This window comes from Nonomuraea jabiensis, assembly GCF_014204795.1.
In the GTDB taxonomy this organism is placed as follows: domain Bacteria; phylum Actinomycetota; class Actinomycetes; order Streptosporangiales; family Streptosporangiaceae; genus Nonomuraea; species Nonomuraea jabiensis.
Genome location: NZ_JACHMB010000001.1, coordinates 10933721 through 10954078 on the forward strand (window position 1 = coordinate 10933721; position 20358 = coordinate 10954078).

Annotated in this window: 20 protein-coding genes and 1 pseudogene; 13 read left to right on the forward strand and 8 right to left on the reverse strand. The window is 69.3% G+C overall.

Annotated features, from left to right (window positions below; all coding sequences use genetic code 11):
• Nucleotides 1-57 precede the first annotated feature (57 nt).
• On the reverse strand, nucleotides 58-795 hold the full coding sequence (locus HD596_RS49980) for a phosphotransferase family protein (RefSeq protein WP_185076328.1): 738 nt from the start codon (nucleotides 793-795) through the stop codon (nucleotides 58-60).
• Between the two features lie 18 nt (nucleotides 796-813).
• Here HD596_RS49980 and HD596_RS49985 point away from each other — a divergent pair, with 18 nt between their 5' ends.
• Nucleotides 814-1116, forward strand: coding sequence for a hypothetical protein (locus tag HD596_RS49985; protein WP_185076329.1), 303 nt, complete (start codon nucleotides 814-816; stop codon nucleotides 1114-1116).
• 9 nt (nucleotides 1117-1125) lie between these two features.
• Here HD596_RS49985 and HD596_RS49990 read toward each other — a convergent pair whose 3' ends face one another.
• Nucleotides 1126-1983, reverse strand: a complete 858-nt coding sequence (locus HD596_RS49990) for an NAD(P)H-binding protein (protein WP_185076330.1) — start codon at nucleotides 1981-1983, stop codon at nucleotides 1126-1128.
• 86 nt (nucleotides 1984-2069) lie between these two features.
• On the opposite strand from HD596_RS49990, the gene HD596_RS49995 reads away from it, so the two are divergent.
• Nucleotides 2070-2855, forward strand: a complete 786-nt coding sequence (locus HD596_RS49995) for a helix-turn-helix domain-containing protein (RefSeq protein WP_185076331.1) — start codon at nucleotides 2070-2072, stop codon at nucleotides 2853-2855.
• 209 nt (nucleotides 2856-3064) lie between these two features.
• Entirely contained in the window at nucleotides 3065-3484 is a 420-nt protein-coding gene (locus tag HD596_RS50000) for a PepSY domain-containing protein (RefSeq protein ID WP_185076332.1), read from the forward strand.
• A gap of 453 nt (nucleotides 3485-3937) precedes the next feature.
• Here the strand turns inward: HD596_RS50000 and HD596_RS66025 are convergent, their stop codons facing one another.
• Nucleotides 3938-4126, reverse strand: a complete 189-nt coding sequence (locus HD596_RS66025; RefSeq protein ID WP_246555421.1) for a recombinase family protein — start codon at nucleotides 4124-4126, stop codon at nucleotides 3938-3940.
• Nucleotides 4127-4296: 170 nt separating this feature from the next.
• On the opposite strand from HD596_RS66025, the gene HD596_RS50010 reads away from it, so the two are divergent.
• From HD596_RS50010 to HD596_RS50025, 4 genes are all read left to right on the forward strand, one after another.
• On the forward strand, nucleotides 4297-4722 hold the full coding sequence (locus HD596_RS50010; protein ID WP_281398340.1) for an Imm7 family immunity protein: 426 nt from the start codon (nucleotides 4297-4299) through the stop codon (nucleotides 4720-4722).
• Nucleotides 4723-5602: 880 nt separating this feature from the next.
• Nucleotides 5603-5713, forward strand: a complete 111-nt coding sequence (locus HD596_RS61030) for an ATP-binding protein (protein WP_221519970.1) — start codon at nucleotides 5603-5605, stop codon at nucleotides 5711-5713.
• A gap of 11 nt (nucleotides 5714-5724) precedes the next feature.
• Complete coding sequence (locus HD596_RS50020) at nucleotides 5725-6822, forward strand: TniB family NTP-binding protein (protein WP_221519971.1); 1098 nt, start codon at nucleotides 5725-5727, stop codon at nucleotides 6820-6822.
• Nucleotides 6823-7300: 478 nt separating this feature from the next.
• Nucleotides 7301-9196, forward strand: a complete 1896-nt coding sequence (locus HD596_RS50025) for a hypothetical protein (RefSeq protein WP_185076334.1) — start codon at nucleotides 7301-7303, stop codon at nucleotides 9194-9196.
• 242 nt (nucleotides 9197-9438) lie between these two features.
• Here the strand turns inward: HD596_RS50025 and HD596_RS61035 are convergent, their stop codons facing one another.
• The 3 genes and pseudogenes from HD596_RS61035 to HD596_RS50040 form a co-directional block, all read right to left on the reverse strand.
• Nucleotides 9439-9810 (reverse strand): hypothetical protein, encoded by a 372-nt coding sequence (locus HD596_RS61035; RefSeq protein WP_221519972.1) that lies wholly within the window; start codon nucleotides 9808-9810, stop codon nucleotides 9439-9441.
• Nucleotides 9811-10047: 237 nt separating this feature from the next.
• A pseudogene (locus HD596_RS66030) lies at nucleotides 10048-10245 on the reverse strand (alpha-L-rhamnosidase C-terminal domain-containing protein); the annotation flags it as partial.
• Nucleotides 10246-10499: 254 nt separating this feature from the next.
• A complete protein-coding gene (locus HD596_RS50040) occupies nucleotides 10500-11576 on the reverse strand; it encodes an IS110 family RNA-guided transposase (RefSeq protein ID WP_185070271.1) in 1077 nt (358 codons plus the stop codon).
• Nucleotides 11577-11944: 368 nt separating this feature from the next.
• Between HD596_RS50040 and HD596_RS50045 the strand changes: the two genes are divergently transcribed.
• The 4 genes from HD596_RS50045 to HD596_RS50060 all read left to right on the forward strand — a co-directional run bounded on the left by HD596_RS50045 (nucleotide 11945) and on the right by HD596_RS50060 (nucleotide 17490).
• Nucleotides 11945-12160, forward strand: coding sequence for a hypothetical protein (locus HD596_RS50045; RefSeq protein WP_185076335.1), 216 nt, complete (start codon nucleotides 11945-11947; stop codon nucleotides 12158-12160).
• Between the two features lie 1031 nt (nucleotides 12161-13191).
• A complete protein-coding gene (locus HD596_RS50050) occupies nucleotides 13192-13941 on the forward strand; it encodes an SDR family NAD(P)-dependent oxidoreductase (RefSeq protein WP_185076336.1) in 750 nt (249 codons plus the stop codon).
• A gap of 163 nt (nucleotides 13942-14104) precedes the next feature.
• Nucleotides 14105-15925: a flavin-containing monooxygenase gene (locus HD596_RS50055; RefSeq protein WP_185076337.1), complete on the forward strand. Its 1821-nt coding sequence runs from the start codon at nucleotides 14105-14107 to the stop codon at nucleotides 15923-15925.
• Nucleotides 15926-15981: 56 nt separating this feature from the next.
• Nucleotides 15982-17490: an SMP-30/gluconolactonase/LRE family protein gene (locus HD596_RS50060; RefSeq protein WP_221519973.1), complete on the forward strand. Its 1509-nt coding sequence runs from the start codon at nucleotides 15982-15984 to the stop codon at nucleotides 17488-17490.
• Nucleotides 17491-17522: 32 nt separating this feature from the next.
• Here the strand turns inward: HD596_RS50060 and HD596_RS50065 are convergent, their stop codons facing one another.
• Both HD596_RS50065 and HD596_RS50070 read right to left on the reverse strand, forming a co-directional pair.
• Nucleotides 17523-18077: a hypothetical protein gene (locus HD596_RS50065; protein ID WP_185076339.1), complete on the reverse strand. Its 555-nt coding sequence runs from the start codon at nucleotides 18075-18077 to the stop codon at nucleotides 17523-17525.
• Nucleotides 18078-18368: 291 nt separating this feature from the next.
• A complete protein-coding gene (locus HD596_RS50070; RefSeq protein WP_185076340.1) occupies nucleotides 18369-18977 on the reverse strand; it encodes a TetR/AcrR family transcriptional regulator in 609 nt (202 codons plus the stop codon).
• Nucleotides 18978-19098: 121 nt separating this feature from the next.
• Between HD596_RS50070 and HD596_RS50075 the strand changes: the two genes are divergently transcribed.
• Together HD596_RS50075 and HD596_RS50080 are read left to right on the forward strand one after the other, a co-directional pair.
• Nucleotides 19099-19323, forward strand: coding sequence for a nuclear transport factor 2 family protein (locus HD596_RS50075; protein ID WP_185076341.1), 225 nt, complete (start codon nucleotides 19099-19101; stop codon nucleotides 19321-19323).
• A 33-nt stretch (nucleotides 19324-19356) separates the two neighbouring features.
• A complete protein-coding gene (locus tag HD596_RS50080) occupies nucleotides 19357-20043 on the forward strand; it encodes an SDR family NAD(P)-dependent oxidoreductase (RefSeq protein ID WP_185076342.1) in 687 nt (228 codons plus the stop codon).
• The last annotated feature ends 315 nt before the right edge of the window (nucleotides 20044-20358 follow it).

Consider the following 20358-nt stretch of genomic DNA (forward strand, 5'->3'; position numbering starts at 1 on the left):
AATCAGAGCCCGCGCTTCTGGTCGCACGATCTCGTGGTCGTCGGGCCCGTGCGGGCCTCACATCCGGGCTCGCAGCACGTCGACCTCGCAGCCTGGCAAGGACGGGTCGAAGCCGTTCTCGATCAGCCAGCGGATCGCCAGCAGGCTTCGCAACGACCACCACGCACGGATCACGTCCAGGTCGACGTCGGTGCCGTAGCCGGCGACGACGTCGCCAAGGTGCTCCTCGTGTCCGAGCGTCAAGATGGCGAGGTCGAACAGGGCGTCGCCCTGGGCCGCCTCGGACCAGTCGATCACGCCGGTGATCTCGTCACCGTCGACGAACACGTGGCTGACCTGCAGGTCGCCGTGCGTGAACACCGGTGTCCATGGCCGAAGCGCGGCCTCGGCAATCCGGCGGTTGCGCGTGACCAGGTCGGTGGGAAGGACGCCGTTCGTGACGAGCCACGCGCATTCGCCGTCGAGGCGCGATGCGATCTCGTCGAGGCTCCGGCCGGGCCAGGGCGGCAGCGGCGCGTCGTGCAGCAGCCGTACGGCGGCCCCCGCCGCGGCCCACGCCGCCGACGACGCGGTCGACGGCTCACCGAGTTGGCCGAGTGCCCTGCCGGGCAGGGCGGCGAGCGCGAGCACGGGCGGCTTGCGCCACAGCACCTCCGGAGTCGGGATCGGCACCATGGCCATCGCCTTGACCTCGACCTCGGTGCGCGCCTGATCGACGTCGACCTTCAGGAACACGTCACCGACGCGCAGGGTCGCTCGCTCGCTGTGGGCGACGACGACCTCGATCCCCTCCATGCGGGCCATTATCGGGAGATGATCACCGACGTCACAACGGGTTTATCGCGTGCCACTGCCCGCCTGACCAGATCCCCCTGGCCGCCGCCGAACGGCGGGCCGGTCCTGCCCGGACACCGGCACGGCCAGGACGCGACAGGCGACCTCTACCGGGAGGCCTTCGCCGACCATCACCGCGACTCCTGGGGAGACCTGGTCCGCCGCGGCGCCACAGTGCGGGCGCGGCTGGCCGAGGCGTTCGAGCAGCACGGGGGCGGCGAGCCGTGGCCGGCGCCTGCGGGAACCCCGTTAACTCCGGATTTCCGTTCCAAATCTCTCTGACCGCCGGTGTCAGCCGGAGACGAAGGCGGCGCTGTGATCGGCCGCCCAGGTGAGGAACGTACGGGGCATACGTCCCAGCACCCGCTCGACGTCATGGGTGAGCCGGGCGTTGCCGTCCTGTGCCACGATCCGGGAGCCGTCAACCGCGACGTCGACGAACTCGGGATCCACCCCGGCGGCGATCATCTGCTTGCGGTAGACCTCCAGTGGCACGTCCACTGTCTCGACGGCCCGCCCAAGCGTCTCACCCAGTGCCTTGGCCATGTCCGGGACGCTGAGCAGCTCGGGCCCGGTCAGCGTGAGGACGGTCCGTACGTGCTCGTCGGACGTCAGCGCCGCCACCGCCACCTCGGCCACGTCCCGCGGATCGATGACCCCCTGCTTCCCGTTGCCCGTCGTGTTCGGCACCGGCAGCCCCTGCCGGATCTGGGGAACCCACCTCAAGGCGTTGGAAGCGAAGCTGGACGGCCGCAACACCGTCCATTCCAGCTCACCCGAGCGCAACGCCTGCTCTCCGGCCAGATGCCAGCCCCCGACTCTGGCGCCCCCGTGCTCTTCTCCCGCGCCGATGGCCGAGACCTTCACCACTTTCCGCACTCCCGCGACCTGCGCTGCCATGACCATCGCCTCGTCATGCCGGGCGAGCCACGGGCCCGGGGCACTGAGCAGGAACACAGCGTCGGCACCGCGCGCCACTCCGGCCAACGACCCGGGATCGTCGAAATCCCCTTGTACGACTTCCGCCCCCGGCAACGCCGCGACCTTCGACGGTTCCCGCGTCATCGCCCGAACACGCTCACCCCGGCCCGCCAGCAGCCGGACCACCTCACGGCCGACCGTGCCCGTGGCACCTGTGACAACAATCATGCACCCCACGCTGTCACCCTACCCACCGGCCCTTATAGGAAGTTTCGGCACGCGTGCGCATCTCGTGGCCCGGCTACCGTGTGGTCATGAGCATCGAGGTCTCGATGACCGTGCCGGAGGGTTTGCGGTCGCTGGTCAAGGCGGTGAGCGTGCTGAGGGCGGACGACCCCGCAGCGGGTGAGCGACCGCCGCTCGTGCACCTCCCCGACCCCGACACATCCTTGATCTTCCGTACGACCTCCGCCGGGCACAGCGACCTGCTCGTGATCGGCCCGCGCACGCGCGCCTCGTACCACGTCGGCAAGGACATCCCGTTCTGCCTGCGGTTGCGGCTGCGTCCCGGAGCCACCCGGCCGTTGCTCGGCGTCCCGGTGAACGAGGTCGTGGACCGGGTGGTCCACCTCGGGGCACTGTGGGGCACCTCCTCCGACCCGCTGAACGCCGCTCTGGGGCACGCGGGCGATGACGAGGGACTGGTGCTCAAGCACCTGGAGTCGGCGCTGTCGGCCAGGACTTCAGCGGACAGGGCGAGGGGCGAACTGGTCCGGGCCGCCATCCGAGCGCTGCGCGGTCGTACGCACGAGCGACGCGAACCCCTGCCCGCCGTCGCCCGCCACCTCGCCGTCAGCGAACGCCACCTGCGCGCCCTTTTCGCCGACGCCATCGGCCTGTCACCCAAACGCTTCGAACGCATCGAACGCGTCCGTAAAGCCCTGACCCTCGCTCGTACCAATGGCCCCCCTTGGGCCGACCTGGCCGTGGCCACCGGCTACTACGACCAGTCCCACATGACGGCCGAGTTCCGTACGCTGATGGGCGTCACCCCGGCCGCCTTCTTCGAAGGCCGCCTGCCCGCCCTCCAGCCCTGCTGACACGCTCTCGGCCGACGCCGCCCCCATCCTAGGACGACGAAACCACCGTCGTGGAACTGATGCGCCTGAACGGCGAGTGCCGCCGGCCGGAAGTTTTGGGGAGCTGCTGGACTGCTTCTATCGGTTTGCTGGGCTGGCTCTACAGCGGCGGTTTCTAAGGTCGTGGACGTCCCCCTGGCCCCGGCGGCCGGACGAGGTGTCCGGGCGCGGTGCCGTTCCCCACCTTGATGGAGGCTTCGTCGATGAAGGCCGCAACCCGTGTCCTTGCCGGTGTTCCGCTTGCCGTGGTGCTGTTCGGGCTCGTCGGCTGCAGCGGCTCGCAGCAGCCGGCCGCAGCGCCGGCGGCCGGCGCGCAGGCCCAGCAGGACGGCGGCCAGCCCGCCGAGCAGGCGGGTGAGAAGAAGGAAGAGCCGCCGCTGACCGGTGAGGTCAAGCAGAAGGCCGAGCAGGCGGCGCTGGCCGCCTACCCGGGCACGGTGCTGAAGTCCGAGCACGATGCAGAGAAGCCCGGCATGTACGCGGTGGAGGTTCAGCAGGCCGACGGCAGCGCGGTCGAGGTTTACCTGGACACCAGCTACAAGGTCGTCGACACCAAGAAGGAAGGCACCGAAGAAGAAGACGAGGACTGACCGGGGGGCGCCGGCCGTGCGAGGCGACCGTCATCAGCTGCGATGCGAAGGAGAACACCGTGCCGAACCCCCGCAAACCCCGTCCGCCGCGTGCTGGGCGAGTGCTCCCGCTCCGCCGGGCCGTCGCCGCACAGGCCCCCGGAGAGGCGGGCGAGGAGTCCGCACGGCGGCGCATCGGCGATGGCCGCCGTGACGGTGCCGCCCCTGGCTTGCGCCGCTGGACGATGCTGGCCTTCGCCGTTGCGGCGCTGGCGGTGCCAGGCTTCACGGTGGCCATGACGATGGTGAGCGAGTCGGGCTCGCAACCCGGCCCGTCGGTGACCTGGTCGCGTGGCGGTGCACCGCTCGGGGTGTCGCAGGAGTCGTCGGCCGACCCAGCCGAGCGACCGAAGTGTCTCCCTCATTCAGGAACGCGTGGCAGGCCGCCGACTCGGGCCGCTCGGCGTTCTTGCCTCACTTCTTGTCAGCGAAGGCACGTCGGCGCCCCGCCGCTTTCAGCGCGTCGAGTTGGCGTTCGAGGTTCTGGCCCGCGGTGGAGACGCGCGCGTAGCCGTTGCGGATCTCGCTGCGGTGGGCGGGGAAGGGCGGCCAGCGGGTCGGCGGGCAGATGCGGGGCGTCGGTCGCGCCCGCCAATCCCACAACAAACGGTGTTCCGGAGTCGTTGAACCACCGAGGTCGTTGAACGAGTTTTGAAGGCATTTCAAGGCTCTGAAGGGGTGACCTTCAGCGGTAGATGGGTCCGGTGCACTTGGCGGAGAGCGGTGACGGTCTGCGATCGAACCGTTCGGGATTGGTTGAGGAGATCGGTAGCATGGCGGGGGTGTTTGAGTATCACGGATGGTTGACCATCCGCGAGGCCGCGGGTCTCGACGATGATCCGGCGTTGCTGCAGCGGCAGGTCGAGAAAGTCCGGGAATGCTTGGCCGAGCTCGGCGACTATGGGCTGGTCGATTTGCGGTGGATGAATGGCGTGCCATTTTTGCACGTGGGCGGCAACCCCAATCGTCGCGGCACCTGGGGTTCGGCGATCATCGCCTTGTTCTCCCGGGTCGGCCAGATCGCTCCCGGGTCCTACGGGCTCTTGTACGTCTGGGACGACGAAAGCGGTCCTCAATCGAACGAGTTCCGGGTCTTCCGGCTGGTCCGGGGTGAGGTGACCGAGCACGCAGACGTGTGGTTGTCGCCAGCGATTCCAACCCTCGAAGATCCGTGGGGTGGTGACGCGGGCACGGGGTGATCGCGATCGTGAAACTGATCGTATGTGAGCACAGCCGCTTCGTAATGATCCAGATGTCGGAGTCCGGATCATCGACGAGCGGCCGATCGATCCCCGACTCGAACCCTTCGCCAGTGACCCGTGGGCGGGCAAGATCAGGACCTTCGCCGTGCAGCGCCCCGCTCCGTCGCGTCGGTCACAGGGCACCTACCGCGACTCGGTTGCTCATGGAGCTGTGGGCGTGCGCCATGGCACCACCATGGTCTACCTCCGTTGGGAAGGGGCCGTTTCTCACACAATGGCGCAGTGACGATCAGCCGCTCGCCGCCGAACCGACCCGATCCTGGCTGCCTACGCAGGCCGCCGCACGGCCCACCGCCGCGCCAACGCGGTGAGTTGGACGACCGCGCTGCCACGCTCACCCAGTTCCTGCCCCGTCCCAGCGTCCCGGCCGACCCGCCACGCCGTCCCCGCGGCTCCCGCCTGATGACCTATCGCGAGGACAAATCATGACGCGCCGCACCTCCCCGGCCGCCGCTGCCGTCGGGCGATCAGCCCGCCGCGGCCAGGCATTCATCGCCACCAAACAGCATCGCCGCTTCATCGAGTTCGCCAGCGCGATCCACAGCGAGGCCCCATCGGCCTGTGCTGCGGCCCCGCCGACGTCGGCAAATCCTGTCAGCCGCCGCGACGCGCACTGGGGTCGCGCCGAGCCCTCCCTAGGGGGATCAAGGGCCTCGTCCCGACCTCGACAGCCCGGCTCATGCCCCGCTCAACCGCTCGCACACCGGCTTCTACACCTCACCGGTCACCCTGCTCCTGCGCCAGCTCGATGCCGATCTCGACTTGCTGACCGCACGCGTGGACAGCTGGATCGATTGCTCCTGCACCCCACCGGCTGGTGCCGGCGTGCAACGGCGCCTCCCACGTCGAACTGTTGATCATCGACGAAGCCGAACTGCTCAAGCCCGCCGCCCTGGAAGCCCTGCACGACCGCCGTCACCTCGGCTGATCCTCCTTGGCATGCCCGGCAGCGACAAACGCTTGGCCCGCTACCCCCAGCTGTGGCCGCATCGGCTTGGCTCACCACACCAGCCACTTACCGGCGAGGGACTCACCTTTCGTCCTGATCCGCCGCTTGCGCAAACTCCGCCTCGACCTAGACAGCGTCGACTTCACCGACGCACAGGCTATCGCCGCATCACCAGCGGTAACTTCCGCCTCCTGCAATGGCTGTTCGCCCAGATCCGGCGGATCATAGCCATCAACGAACTGACCGCCATCAGACGACATCGTCCAAGCAGCCCGCAGCGCCCTGGTCATCGGCACCGCATAACCCCAAGACATTTTGGCCAGGGGCGGATCGCCGAAGAGGAAGGTCTTGAACGTATGGACAACCCAGTGTCAGAGGCCACGCAGATCATCACATCCCTCGCGCCGGGTCATCGACCCGTACCTATTCGGACCCCGCTTGTCCGTGATGAATGCACATGGTTTCTCCAGGCCATCGCCCTAGGAATCATCAGTTTCCGCGAGTGCCCGCCAGACTGCTTTCGCCTCAGGAAGTGGGGCGAGGCAGGACCTGATCACTTTGATACGCCGACGGGAGCGCCACGCCATCTGTTCTCCAAGCCCACAGGGGAGACCGCCTGGCTCAACCGCGAGTACATCCCGCACCTCGCGGCCTACACGCTGGCCATCGAACGCCACGGCTACACCAAGGCCCGCAGTTCCTTCTCTCTGTACCGGACCTACTCCCGAGACCTGATCTCAAAGAAGCAGGGCGGAAGCTACGAAACCGACGCTGAGTTCTACACCAGTTCAGGCGCAGTCCACCTCCAGATCGAGGCCAAGGCGAGCGCTGAACAGACCGCACGCCTGGCTGGACAGATCGAAAAGCACGTTACCCTGATGAACCTGCCGCACACGGCAGCGAAAGAGATCGAGTATGTCCTTGATCTCTCGCCCTCCTACCTGTGGATTGCCGGCCCCGGGAGCATCGATCCTCCGCGCTACGTCTACGCAGTCACAACCGACAGCCACATCAACGCCACATTCGCCCCTCTTACTGCTCTCCCCGAAGCACCCGACATGACCACAGATGCCATCAGCGCCACGTAGCCCGGAAACGATCGTTGAAGGAAGCAATCGCTATCCCCTTGATCCACTGTTTTCCGCCTGTTCCGTCCGATGGGCAAGCGCCTGTCGAGTGTCCAGGGTGTGACGGTGGCTGGCCCCAGGAAGCGTTCACGGACCGAGAGCAGGACGGCGCAGACAGGCGATGTCGCGCCGTTCATCATCGACGGATCGCTGCCACGCCTGAGGGTCGAGCCAGCGGGCGATCGCGGCCTCGATGAGGCGGCGGAGTCCAGCGGGGCGAGCGCTTCCACTTCCCACTGGGCCGGCGCGGCCGGGTTCAGGCCATGGCGGGTTGGGAATGCCGGCCGGCGTGGGTCGCCGGCCTTGCCAAGCGCCGCCGGTAGACCGTAGACCAGCGCCTGCTTATGATCTGGGGCCGCGAGTGTGGACGGTGGCCAGTCCAGGTCCGGCGCGGTCACCCCGCGTCGGTGGTCTTCGCTGCCCATGACGGGGATTGGGGATGGGGCGTTGTCGCACCGGCGGGTGGCCGCTGTGCTGTGCTCCCTGGGTCTCGGCTGATCGGCTCGGGTGGCCCGGGCGATCCAATAAGATCATCCGCATCGTAGCCTTATTCCGGGCCGCCGTCGCCCGCTACCGCTTCGGGCGTCCGGCCGCCGTTGCCGTCGCGCTCTATCTGACTGCCGCCGCCGTCGCCGCCTGGTACGACGGCGGGCGGTGGTTCGCCGTCGTCACGACGGCGGGTTTCTGGGCGTGGGACGACGGGGCCCGGCTCCTGCCTGCGGCGATCGGCGTGCTCAACGTGTGGGCGCTGTGGCAGATCCTGCGCGGTCCGGCCTTGCCGCGTGCCGGGGCGCTGCCGCGTGAGGTGGTGTGGCTGCGGCGTCTGCTCTACGCGGACGTGGTCGGGGACCTGCTGCTCTGGGAGCTCCTCGACGACGTGTCCGACGTCGCGGAGTACGCCGCGAGCTGGGCCGTGTGGACCGCCACCATGTTCCTTCTGGTGCGGGCCCTGGCCGGGGTATCGGCCCGGTTCCGGATCATCGCCCTTGGGCTCGGTCTGACCGGGGTTTTGGCCGCGGCGCTGCGGCCGTTCGCCGAGATCCCGCTGCTGACGGTGTCGCTCCTGGCGGCGGTGGCCACCCTCGGCTGCAAGGCGATGATCATCGCCGGGCAGGGACGCGACGGGCGGTTCAGCGCCGTCACGGTCGCCATCGGCTGGACCGCCCTCCTCGTCCCGCAGGTCTACTTGCTGCTCAAGGCCGGACGGGTGACGTTCGACGGCCTGTCGCTCGTGGTGGACGCGCTCGACGGGCTGATCGTCGTGTGGGCGGCGCGCACCGCGCACGAGCTCGCCGCGCCCGGCCCGTGCGGCGCGGCGCCCGGAAACATGCGGACGCCGCGGCTGATCGCCGCCGCCGTCGTCGTACTCGTGCTGCCGATGGCCGTGGTCGGCGCCGAGAGGGATGCTCGGCTCACCTACACGGCCGCGGACGCGAGCTGCCGCGACCGGCTCCGGCCCGCGAGCGGCCTCGGGTCCGAGGAGCGGCGGCGGTCGTTCCTCTGCCTGGCCAGGGGTGAGACCTTCGCGGCGGACACGATGTTCCCCGAGGACCTGGCCGACCAGCGCATCCTCGCCTACGGCGCGCAGCTGTGCGCGCTGCCCGGCGACCTGGAACGGCACGCGCTGCACAAGCGGGCGGGCGGCACGGCGGACACCATCGAGCTGGCCGCGGCTCTGGAGTACCTGTGCCCCGGCATCGTCGCCCGGCAGAACTCCGAGGCCGCCCGCCGGGAGGCCGAGCGTGACCGGCAGGAAGCCGCGTGGAAGGCCGAGGCCAACGCCCGGTGCGCCGACCCGTGGCCCAGGGTGCGCGCCAGGCGGCAGGGAACTGCCGCGTACATGCTGTTTGAAGGGGGCGGTTACGCCGTCTTCGACGACCGCGACGACAGCGCAGGCGATCCTGGGGACCTTTACGGGGACGACGGCAAGGCCGCCAACATCTTCGACGCCATCGAGGACGGGTTCATCGACGCCGCGGGCAGTAGCGCCGCCATCGTGACTTACGAGGAGAACTCGCCGATGTGCCTGACGGTCAAGGTGTTCGACAGCGCCCCGCCGCTCCGGCTCGCCGGCTGGGACCAGGTGGTCGAGGTGGGCATCGTCAGCCGCAGCGGCCGCCTGGTCGTGCCGGCCTACCCCAAGGGCGGTGACAGCGGGGCGGCCGGGCCGCTGCCCGACCTGGCCATCGCCGGTCCAGGCCACTACCGCCTGCGCGTTCATGCCCGCACGCTGCCATGGGACGAGAACGACCCCGACGCGCCGCTGGAGGAGCACCTGCTCGTCGTCTATCCCGGCCGCTCGACGGACAAGGTCGTCTACCGCCCGCGCCGGTGACCTCGCGGAGCTCGTGCGTTCGGCTCGGCGGAGAAGCGGAGCGCGTGCGTTCGGCTCGGCGGCGAGGCGGGCCTTCACCCGTGCAACCCCGCCTTCGGGCGGCCCTTGACGCGTACGCCGGTCAAGCGGGCTCCTTTGGCCTGGCGGGGTCGCCCGGGCTCGGGGCTGCAACTGGCCGAGGTCCAGGCCCGCCCGTTCGGTGCGATGGCCAGCCCCCTCGCACGACGGCCAGGCCTCTCGCGCTACGGAGAGCCGAGTCCCAGTAGTCCGGCAACGATGGCGACCTGATCGGCGTAGTGGCGTACGAACTCGGGGTCGCGGGGATCGACCCCGCAGGCGCCCGCGATGACGTGCGGGAGGCTGGTGGTGGCCATGGTGGCAGCCATGAGCATGACGGTCAGGCAGGCCGGGTCCACCTCGGCGGGTAGCTCGCCCCGTTCCTGCCGCGCATGCAGTCGCTCGAAGAAGCCGTTCAGCCGATCCGCACGAGGTGCGTGGTCGGGATCGTCCTTAGGGCCGCTGTACTCCAGGCCGCCCCAGGCCAGCAGCCGGACGCCGTCCGGGTTGTTCAGCGCCTCCAGCGCGTACCAGCGGATCTGCTCCGGGATCGGCATGTCCCGGGTGACCAGGTCGTTCTCGCGCTCCCGCCAGCGTTCCGAGATGGCCTGGTACAGGCTCTCCTTGCCGTCGAAGTAGTACCAGATCAGCTGCTGGTTGACGCCGGCCTGGGCGGGTGGGCCGGCCGATGATCCGGCCGGCGTCGAGGCCGAGATCGCCGGCGTGCCGGGCGAGCAGCCAGGGCAGCCCAGTATGCATCTGGCGCCGGTGGGCAGCCTTCATCAGGTCGAAGTTCAGCTCTGTTTGATGGTCCAGGCGAAGTCACGGACTCCGGTCCCTACGCTCGCGCGGGATCCGTCCCCGCAGCGGATCTCGGCGCTTGCGCCGGGTGGCACCGTCACGGACAGTCTGACGGTGTCGCCGGTGATCTGCCAGTTGGCTGCCGCACTCCCGAACGGGGTGGTGACCGCCCCCGACGCCCGGGTCAGGCCGCCGCCAGGCCGGGTGCGACCAGGAACCGGCGATACCCCGGCTCAATTGGAGCGCGCCCGAGGTTGTGATTGGCAGCGCGTGATCGAATCAGGCTGGCCCCGCCGCGCTCGGCTTGCTCTTTGTTGAGCGTGGAGGCCGCACTTGGGGCCGCTGTTCGCTACCGTCTCGGGCCGGCCGTTCCCGCGTGAAAAGGCGTGGGAGTTGGTGGCGTCGGCCGTCGGCCAGGGCTCTGGGCGGGATGCTCCTATGGATGTCAATCGGAGCGTTCCTGGTCGTTCGTTGTGGTGATGAGTCCGTAAAGTTCGCGGGCGACGTAGCGCTTCAGGCAGCGGATGATCTCTTTCTTGGACAGGCCGTCTTGGGTGCGTCGGTCCATGTAGGCGCGGGTGCGGGCATCCCAGCGCAGGCGGCACAGGACGACGCGGTAGAGGGCGGCGTTGGCCTGCCGGTCGCCGCCGCGGTTGAGGCGGTGCCGGGTGGTCTTGCCGGAGGAGGCCGGGATCGGCGCGACGCCGCAGAGCATGGCGAAGGCGGCTTCGCTGCCGATCCGGTCGTGGTTCTCGCCGGCGGTGACCAGGAGCTGTCCCGCGATCTCGGTGCCCACGCCATGGGCGGCGATCAGCCGTGGGTTGATCGCCATCACCAGGACGTCCAGGAGTTCGTCGAGGTCGGCGATCTCGGCGGACAGCTGCTGGTGGCGGCGGGCCAGGGAGCGCAGCGCGAGCTGGGTGGCGGTGGTCGGGTCGGCGGCGGCCTCGCGATCGGAGGTCAGGGCGGCGCAGGTGGCGATGAGTTTCGTGCTGGACAGGCCCCGCAGGCTTTGGCGCAGGGCGTCCGGGGCGGTGACGATCAGGGCCTTGATCCGGCGTTGGGTGTCGGCGCGCTGGTCGATGGCGCTGCGGCGGGCGATGCGCAGGGCGCGCAGCGCTTCGATGCGGCCGTCGCGCCGTTTCGGGGTGCCGGTGCGGTCACCGGCGAGGGCGGCCTTGGCGGCGGCGATGGCGTCGATCGGGTCGGACTTGCCGTGGAAGCGGCGGCTCTTGCGGTCGGGCCGGTCGATCTCGATCACGTTGATGTGCTCGGCCTGCAGCAGCCGGGTGAGCCCGGCTCCGTAGGCGCCGGTGCCTTCCACCCCGACCCGGCTCAGCTGCCCGAAGGCGCGCATCCAGGCGAGCAGGGCGGTGTAGCCGGCGGGGGTGGCGGGGAACTGCTCGGTGCCCAGCACCCGGCCGACTCCATCGATCACGGCCGCGGTGTGGGTGTCCTGGTGGGTGTCCACGCCGCCGGCGACTTCAGTGAGCGGCGTGCTGTCGGGTGTAATGGAGGTCATCGTCGTCCTGTCGTCTGACCGAGGGGGCGGGACGGCACGCACCAGCCGGGGCAGCGCGGACAAGACAGTGATGGGGCCTCTGGCCAGGCTCCTATGAAGTCACAGGTGCCGCGTCCGGTGAGTGCAGATGAGCGCTTCCCGTCCAGGGCCGACAGATCCCGTTGAGGACCTCAAGGTCAGTCAGTTGATGGGTCAGACCCTGGCGGGAAGCGCTCACCCCTCCATCATCACTGTCAGTTGATGGCGTGTACACCGGTACCGGGAGGGGGTTTGACCAGCGCTGTCCCCTATTCGCGGTTTCGCGATTCGCTTTCGGGAAAGGGACATGCCCACCACCCGCTTGGGAAGCCTTTGACCTGGGAGATGCCATGCTTTCGCCTGCTGTCCCTAACCCCGCCAAGCCTCATGTCACGTCCGCGGGCCGCCGGGCCGGCGCGTTGAGCCGGGGCGCCGGTTCACGGAAGTTCTGCTCGGGCGACCCGTACGATCTGGCGGGCAACGCTCATCTGTGGAGCGAGTTCGGCGAGGATGATCAGGGCACGCTCTACCGGTGCGACATCTGCGGCGTGACGGATGTCGGGTGACTCCTGACGGCCGGCTACGTGTCCAGGTCGACGTCGAGCGCGCTGGACAAGTCGGTGTCGGTTCATCACTGCGGCGAGACCGACCTGGGCACGTGGACCGGCCGTGCGGTGTGCGGGGGCTGCCGGTACTCGATGGGGCGCGCCGACGACGTTGAGTAATTCCGGCTCGTGCGTGTCTGGTGGTGCGGGGCGCAACTGTGCATTCCGCCTACTGGGATATTTGGAACGCTGATCGCGCGGGATTTGTGGGTCTCAAAGCAGCGCTGATGGTTTGTCGGGATCGCCCGATAGACCCGAATATCGATATCGTTAGCGCTAATCTGAGACGTTTCCACAGGTCAACGACATAACGACAAACGCCTCCCAGGTGGGGCGGTGAGGCTTGAGAATCGTGGAGTCTGATCGGCCGGGCGGGGCCGCTCGTTCCGCTGTGTCCGCTCGTACGGCGGTGCCGCGCTAAGATCGCGTCCCCTGCTTTTTGATAGTTTCTGGCGGATTATCAGGATTGGATTAGTAGGCCTGGTGCTCGGCGACGCCTGGCTCTGGGTGGCCGTCGAATGATCGCCGCCGTTCGACGTGGAGTCCTACCCACGCGACACCCCAACGACTATGGCGCTGCTCGTGGCCGCTCTGCGGGTCGAAGGCGCTCCACCGGCTGCTGTATCTGGCGGTGGCGTACACCCTCGTGCTGTGGCATCCGATCGCGCTGCTCCCCGACGCGGTCGACGCGGCCGCGCGGGATGGCGAGGGCCGCGGCCACGTGAGCGAGTCAGTAAGCCAGATGCCACAGGGGATGCCGTCCGTTGATGAGGGTGACGGCCTCCTTGGCCTGTCCTCCGTTTTCGGCAAGTGCGCAGGTCGGCGCGGGCGTCTTGGTCACCGGACATGGCTCTCACGCCACCAACCGGACAACAGTGTCCACATTCTCACCGTCCAGTATGCCCGTTCGACAATGATCAGTCAGAAGGGCTACATTGGCACCGGACAACACTGTCCGGTTGGGGACACCCGCTCCAGACAGGAGAGGACGTTTGAGCGCGTTCGACAACAAGATCTGCCTGATCACGGGCGCGGGTTCCGGCATCGGCCGGGCGATGGCGGTCGGCTTCGCCAAGGCCGGCGCTCGCGTCGTGGTCTGTGATGTCAACGAGGAGCGCGCCCGTCGGACCGCTGCCGACATCGGCGCCGCCGCCCTCGCGGTGACCGCGGACATCGGCGACGAGGCGGCGGTCACGGCCCTGGTGGGAACGGCGATCGACGCCTACGGCCGGATCGATGTCCTGTGCAACAACGCCGGGATCATGGACACGATGGCCTTGCCCGCCGACATCACCCTTGCCGAGTGGGAACGCGTCCTGCGCGTCAACCTGACCGGCACGTTCCTGGTGACGCATGCCGTGCTGCCGCACCTGCTGCGGCAGGGCGGCGGGGCGATCGTGAACACCGCCTCCGAGGCCGGGATCAGGGGCGGCGCGGCGGGCGCCGCGTACACCGCCTCCAAGCACGGCGTGGTCGGCCTGACCAAGAGCGTGGCCTGGGCCCACGCCAAGGACGGCATTCGCTGCAACGCCATCCTGCCCGGCCCCACCATGACCGGCATCGCCGATGGCGCCGGCTTCGACCCGGCCGGCGCGGCCCGGCTCGGCCCCGTGCTCGCCCTGGGCGAGCGCCTGGCCCAGCCGGAGCAGATGGCCGACGCCGCCCTCTTTCTCGCCTCCGACGCGGCCTCGTTCATCAACGGGGCGATCGTGCCGGTGGACGGCGGCTGGTCAGCGGCCTGACTCGATACTGGGCAAGAAGCACGAACCGCACGAGCGCTGCCGCTGACACGTTCACGTACGGGGTCCGGCACGCAGGCCGAGCCTGCCTGCCGCCGCCCGCAACGAGAACACCTTTGAAGCACACCGCACCAGCTCCCTCAATTCCGGATTCGGAAGGGCATCCATGGACCACTCTTCGACGCCGCCCGCACGCTTCACCGTCGCGGAACTGGGCTTCGACCCCGACGAGCTACGCGCCAGATACCGCCACGAACGCGACCGCCGGCTGCGGCCCGACGGCAACGCCCAGTACCAGGGCGCCCGAGGCGAGTTCGGCTACTACGCCGCCGACCCGTACACCGAACGCGTCGAGCGGGAACCGGTCCGCGACCGGGTCGAGGCGCTGGTGGTGGGTGGCGGCTTCGGCGGCCTGCTCACCGGGGCCAAGCTCCGCGAGGCCGGCGTGGAGGACATCCGGATGCTCGACGAGGCCGGCGACTTCGGCGGCACCTGGTACTGGAACCGCTACCCGGGCATCCACTGCGACATCGAATCATCGATCTACCTGCCGCTCCTCGAAGAGGTCGGCTACCTGCCCACCATGCGGTACGCCCCCGGCGAGGAGATCCGCCAGCACGCCGTCGCGATCGCCAAGCTCTACGACCTGTACCGCGACACGATGTTCCACACCCGCGTCACGGAGCTGCGCTGGGACGACGCCGCGGCCGAATGGCAGGTGCGCACCGACCGCGGCGACGACTTCCGGGCCCGCTACGTCGTCATGTCCGCCGGCACCCTGGCCCAGCCGAAGCTGCCCGGCATCCCGGGCATCGAGACGTTCCGCGGGCACACCTTCCACACCAGCCGCTGGGATTACGGCTACACCGGCGGCGACCAGAGCGGCGGCCTGCACGGGCTCGCCGACAAGCGGGTGGCGGTCGTGGGCACCGGCGCCACCGGGATCCAGGTCATCCCGCACCTGGGGCGCGACGCGCAGCACCTGTACGTCTTCCAGCGCACCCCCTCGTCGGTCGACGTACGCGACAACCGGCCCACCGACCCGGCCTGGGCGGCCTCGCTCAAGCCCGGCTGGCAGCGCGAACGCATGGAGAACTTCCTCACCGTCGTCACCGGCGGCCGCGCCGAACAGGACCTGATCGACGACGGTTGGACCAGCACCGCACGGCTGCAACGCAACCTGCTGACCGGCACCGTCGACGCCACCCTGTCCCCCGAGCAGCGCGCGTACCTCGACGAGATCGCCGACTTCCAGAAGATGAACGAGATCCGCGCCCGCGTGGACGAGATCGTCGACGACCCCGCCACCGCGGAGCTGCTCAAGCCCTGGTACCGCTACATGTGCAAGCGGCCCACCTTCAGCGACTACTACCTGCAGACGTTCAACCGGCCCAACGTCACGCTGGTCGACACCGCCGACCACGGCGGCATCACCGCGATGACGGAGTCGGCGGTCGTGGTCGGCGAGCAGGAGTACGAGGTCGACTGCGTCATCTTCGCCACCGGCTTCGAGGTCGGCGTCTCCGGCATCGTCTCCGGCGCCCTGCCGGTGTACGGCCGGGGCGGCGCGCCGCTGCTCGGCACCTGGCGGCAGGGCCCCCGCACGCTGCACGGCTTCTACAGCCACGGCTTCCCGAACCTGTTCCACCTGGGCCCGCTGCAGAACGCCTCTGCGGTGAACTTCGTACACATCCTGCAGGAGCAGGCCATCCACATCGGCGCGGTCGTCGCCGAGGCCCGCCGGCGTGGCGTCGCGTCGGTCGAGCCGACCGCAGACGCCGAGGAGGCATGGGTCGCCACCATCCGCAAGCTGGCACCGGACAACAGCCGGTTCCAGGCCGAATGCACGCCCGGCTACTACAACAACGAGGGCAAGCCCCGCCCGATCAGCATGACGTACGGCCCCGGCCCGGTCGCCTTCCACGACCTGCTGCGCCGCTGGCGCGCCGAGGGCGGCATGGACGAGGTGCTGGCGGGCACCCGATGAACCACCGGACAGTCGAGCGTCTCATCCGGGCGCGCCCGCTGTGGGGATCGAACGGCATGGCCTTCGGACCCGACGGACGCCTGTACGTGGCCCAGTTCCTCGCCGGGCAGATCAGCGCCGTCGACCCGGCCACCGGCGACGTCGAGGTGGTCGTGCCGCCGGACGGGCCGCTGCACTCCCCCGACGACCTCGCCTTCGACACCGACGGCGCGATGTACGTGACCGACCTGGTCCCGGGCCGGGTGTGGCGACGCGACCCGGCCGGGAACTTCACGCTCGTCACGGACGCGATCACCGCGCCCAACGGCATCGCCTGCGTCGGCACGCGGGTGTTCGCCAACGAGATGATCCCGGGCGGACGCCTGCTGGAGCTGCCGGTGGCAGGCGGCGAGCCCGCGGTGCTCACGGCGGGCCTCGCCATGGGCAACGCCATGCAACTCGGCCCGGACGGGCAGCTCTACTACCCCCACATGCTCACCGGCGAGGTGTTCCGCATCCCGCTCGACGGCGGCGAGCCGGAGCTGGTGGCCGCGGACGTCCCGGATCCGGTCGCCGTACGCTTCGACCGCGGCGGCGCCCTGCTGGTCCTCTCCCGCGGCGAGACCGGGACCGTCACGCGCGTCGACCTGACCGGCACCGGTGACCGCTCCGCCATCGTCAGCGAGCTCAACGCCCTGGACAACGCCGCCTTCGACGCCGAGAACCGGATGTTCGTCTCCAGCTACGCGCATGGCGGGGTCGCCGAGCTCGCGGCCGACGGGCGTACCCGCCAGATCGTGCCCCGCGGCCTCGGCGGCCCCTTCGGGGTGACCATCGATCTCGGCGGCGGCGTCCACGTGGCCGACCACTACCGCCTCGCCCAGCCCGCCGACCAGCTCTCCGGCCGGCCGGGCGACGACGTCGCCACCACCGAGCTGCTGAACTTCGTGCACGGCGTCGCCGCCGACGGCGACCTGCTCCACACCACCTCCCAATACGGGGACGTACGCACCTACGACCGGCGCTCCGGCACGGCGCGCACCCGGGCCCGCGGCCTGGACCGTCCGCTGGGCATCGCCGTGCGCGCCGACGGCACGCTGCTGGTCGCCGAGTCCGGCGCCGGCCGCGTCGTCGCCATCGACCACGACGACCAGGTCAGCGTGCTGGCCGAGGGCCTGGGCCGCCCGATCGACGTGGCCGTGGACGCCGGCCAGCGCTGCTACGTCAGTGACGAGCAGCTCGCCGCGGTGTACCGCGTCGAGGACGGCGTGCCCGCGCTGCTCGCCGACGGGCTTGGCACCCCGCAGGGCATCACCGTCCACGACGGCATCATGTACGTCGTCGAGACCACCCACCGCCGGCTGCTCGCCATCGACCTCGCCACCGGCGACGTCGAGATCGAGGCCGACGCCCTTCCGGTCATGTCCCCGGCGGGCCGGGAACCCGGCCTGTTCGTCGTGCCCGGCCTGCCCGGGATGCCGCGTCCGTTCGCCGGGATCGCGGCCACGGCGGACGGCTCCCTGGTGATCGCCGCGAACGGTGACGGCGGCGTTCTGCTCCTGCATCCCGAGGAGACCGCACCATGAGTCTCCACCGCGCTGCCGCACCTGCTGACTGGTTAGCCGACGACGACGGCGTACAGGGTGAATCCGAGCGCGATCCCGGCGACCGCCGCCGCGAGGTGGACGACCAGCGAGCTCGACGAGCGCCTCTTCGCGTCTATCCCGTACGGCAGGCGGACGAAGTACGCGATGAAGGCCAGGCCGATGAGGGCCGGGATGCCGAAGCCGAACAGGGCGCCGCTGAGGGCGAGGGCCAAGGACCCGCCGCCGACAACAGGCTCGGCGAACCACGCGGCTTGGGAGATGGCGAACAGGCCGATGCAGAGCGGCATCACCCGCAGCCCCACGGGCGTGCGGTATATCCGGTAGAGGACCATGGACGCCGGTCCTGCGATGTAGGCGGACCACAAAAGCGCCGAGGCGCCGTCAGGGAAATGCGGATCGGAGACCACGCCCCTGGGGTGCGGGTGTGAGGTCCACTCCGCGCCCGCCCAGCACAGGTTGATGATGACCAGAGCAGAGAAGACGGTGGCGACCGTGACGAACGCGCCGGCGAGCCGAGGCACCGGTCGTCCGATGATCGGGTCCGCGTCCGGCAACCTGCTGCGCATGCTCATCACCACGATCTCGGTCGACGACGATCAGGGCCGTTCCAGGCTACGGGTCGGGCGTTCAGGATGGGTGCCGTGCCGGGACCCGGAGGCGTCGACCATCACCGTGCGAGGGAACTGACGGAGCGTCTCCAGCTCCGGCCCGCGCGGTCGAGGCGGCCTACTGTGCGGCGGTCGTTCTTGGCGGGCCGGGGCGAAGACGTTGACCTCGAACTGGTCGCTTGCCACGGTATGGGGCAGGCGGCACAGCATTGGCGGCAGGCCCTCTCCATGCACCGTCGGCGGTGAACCTCAGGACAGCGGCCAGTTGCGCAGGGCGACGTCGGCCAGTTCCTGGAGCTCGTCGCGGCAGACACCGCTCGCGGCCTGCACGGCGATGCCGAACGCCAGCGTGGTGACGTAGCGGGCCAGAAGCCCCGGATCGGTTTCCGGCGGAAGGTCGCCCTCGTCCACGGCTCGCTGGAACCGCTCCCGGACGCAGGAGTAGGAATTGTTGCGCCAGTCGACGAGAAGGTCGCGGACCTCACGCCCGGAGTCGCTGGCGGCCAGGGCGCCCTGGACGCCCAGGCACCCGTGGGGATGGGCCGGGCGGGTGGTGGTTCGAACGGTGCCGGCCAGGATCGCGGTGGCGACGCCGAGGGCGGTCGGCTCCTCCAGGGCCTGGACCAGGTACGCGCTCGGGCCTTCGGTGTAGCGCGCCAGGGCCTTGCGGAACAGCTCCTCCTTGTTGCCGAAGGCCGCGTACATGCTGGTGGTGGAGATGCCCATCGCTTCCGCCAGGTGGGCCGTGCTGGCCCCCTCGTAGCCGTGCTCCCAGAAGGTCAGGACGGCGCGCTCGAGAGCTTCGTCGGCGTCGAATTTCCGCGGCCGGCCGATGGGGCCGCTCTGTTTCCTCTCCACTCCCCCAGCCTACCTCCTTTTGCAGCGATCGCTACAGAAGTGCTACCGTCGACTTCTGTAGCGATCGCTGCAAAAATCGCCGCCGCCGTGGCCTGAACCAGATCTGAGAGGCGAACATCTCATGTCCGACAGCGATCTACGCGCGTTCTACCTGCGCTACCTCGAGGAGCTCAACGCCCACAGGTTCGACGGCATGGACGAGTTCATCGACGATCGGACCACCTTGAACGGTGAGCCGGCCACCCGGGACGACCTCATCGCGGTCCAGAAAGCCGACGTGGACGCGGTTCCGGACCTGCACTGGGAGCTCAGGGAACTGACGCCGGCGAACTGCGCCGGCAACTGACCGGCTGACCTCCGCAATCGGAAAGGAAAAAGCATGACCATCACACTGATCACCGGGGCCAACAAGGGCATCGGCTTCGAGACGGCCAAACAGCTGCTGGAGCTGGGCCACGTCGTCTACATCGGCGCGCGTGACGTCGAGCGAGGCGAGAAGGCCGCGGCAGCACTCGGCGCCCGATTCGTGCAGCTCGACGTGACCGACGACGCATCGGTGAGCAGCGCGCTGGCGACGATCGACGCGGCCGAGGGCCGGCTCGACGTTCTGGTGCACAACGCGGGGATCCTGGGAGACGGAGCCATCGACGGCCCCAAGGCTCTCCGCGTGTTCGACACCAACGCCGTGGGAATCGTGCGCGTCACGGAGGCGGCACTTCCCCTGCTGCGCAGATCATCGAACCCTAACGTGGTCACCGTTTCGAGCAGCATGGGCTCGTTCTGGGCAGTCAACAACCCCGACCGGCCGGAGTTCCACATACCCCTCGCGCTTTACGCCGCGTCCAAGTCAGCCGCCACCATGCTCACGGTTCAGTACGCCAAGGCCCATCCCGGCATCAAGTTCAATGCGCTCGAGCCCGGCACCACGGCCACCGACATGACCGCGGCCATGGGAATCGGAAGGTCACCGGAAGAGAGCGCCAGAACGGTCGTGCGTCTGGCAACCCTCGACGCGGACGGTCCAACAGGGACGTTCCAGGACGAAACCGGGGAGTTGCGCTGGTAGGTAGGCGAGCAGATCACCTCAGAGGTGCTGAAGCGGAAACTGCGCGCATCGACCGGCGTGAGGATGTTGCGTTCTCGCTCGGTTCGGGGTGTCCGGAATCGCGCGGCGCGGCAGGGGCGTGGCCTTGGCAGTAGCCGTTGGCGACGATCAGCCGTCCACGGGCGGCGGTGTAGGCGGAGGGGTGCGTGGCGGGGACCACGCCTTGGCAGGTGGGACAGGTATCCGGCTGGTCGGCTGTCATGAACGCCCTTTCACGGACGTGGAGCGAACGGTGCGGGACGCGCTCTGGATCCACGGCTTCTACCAGAAACGATA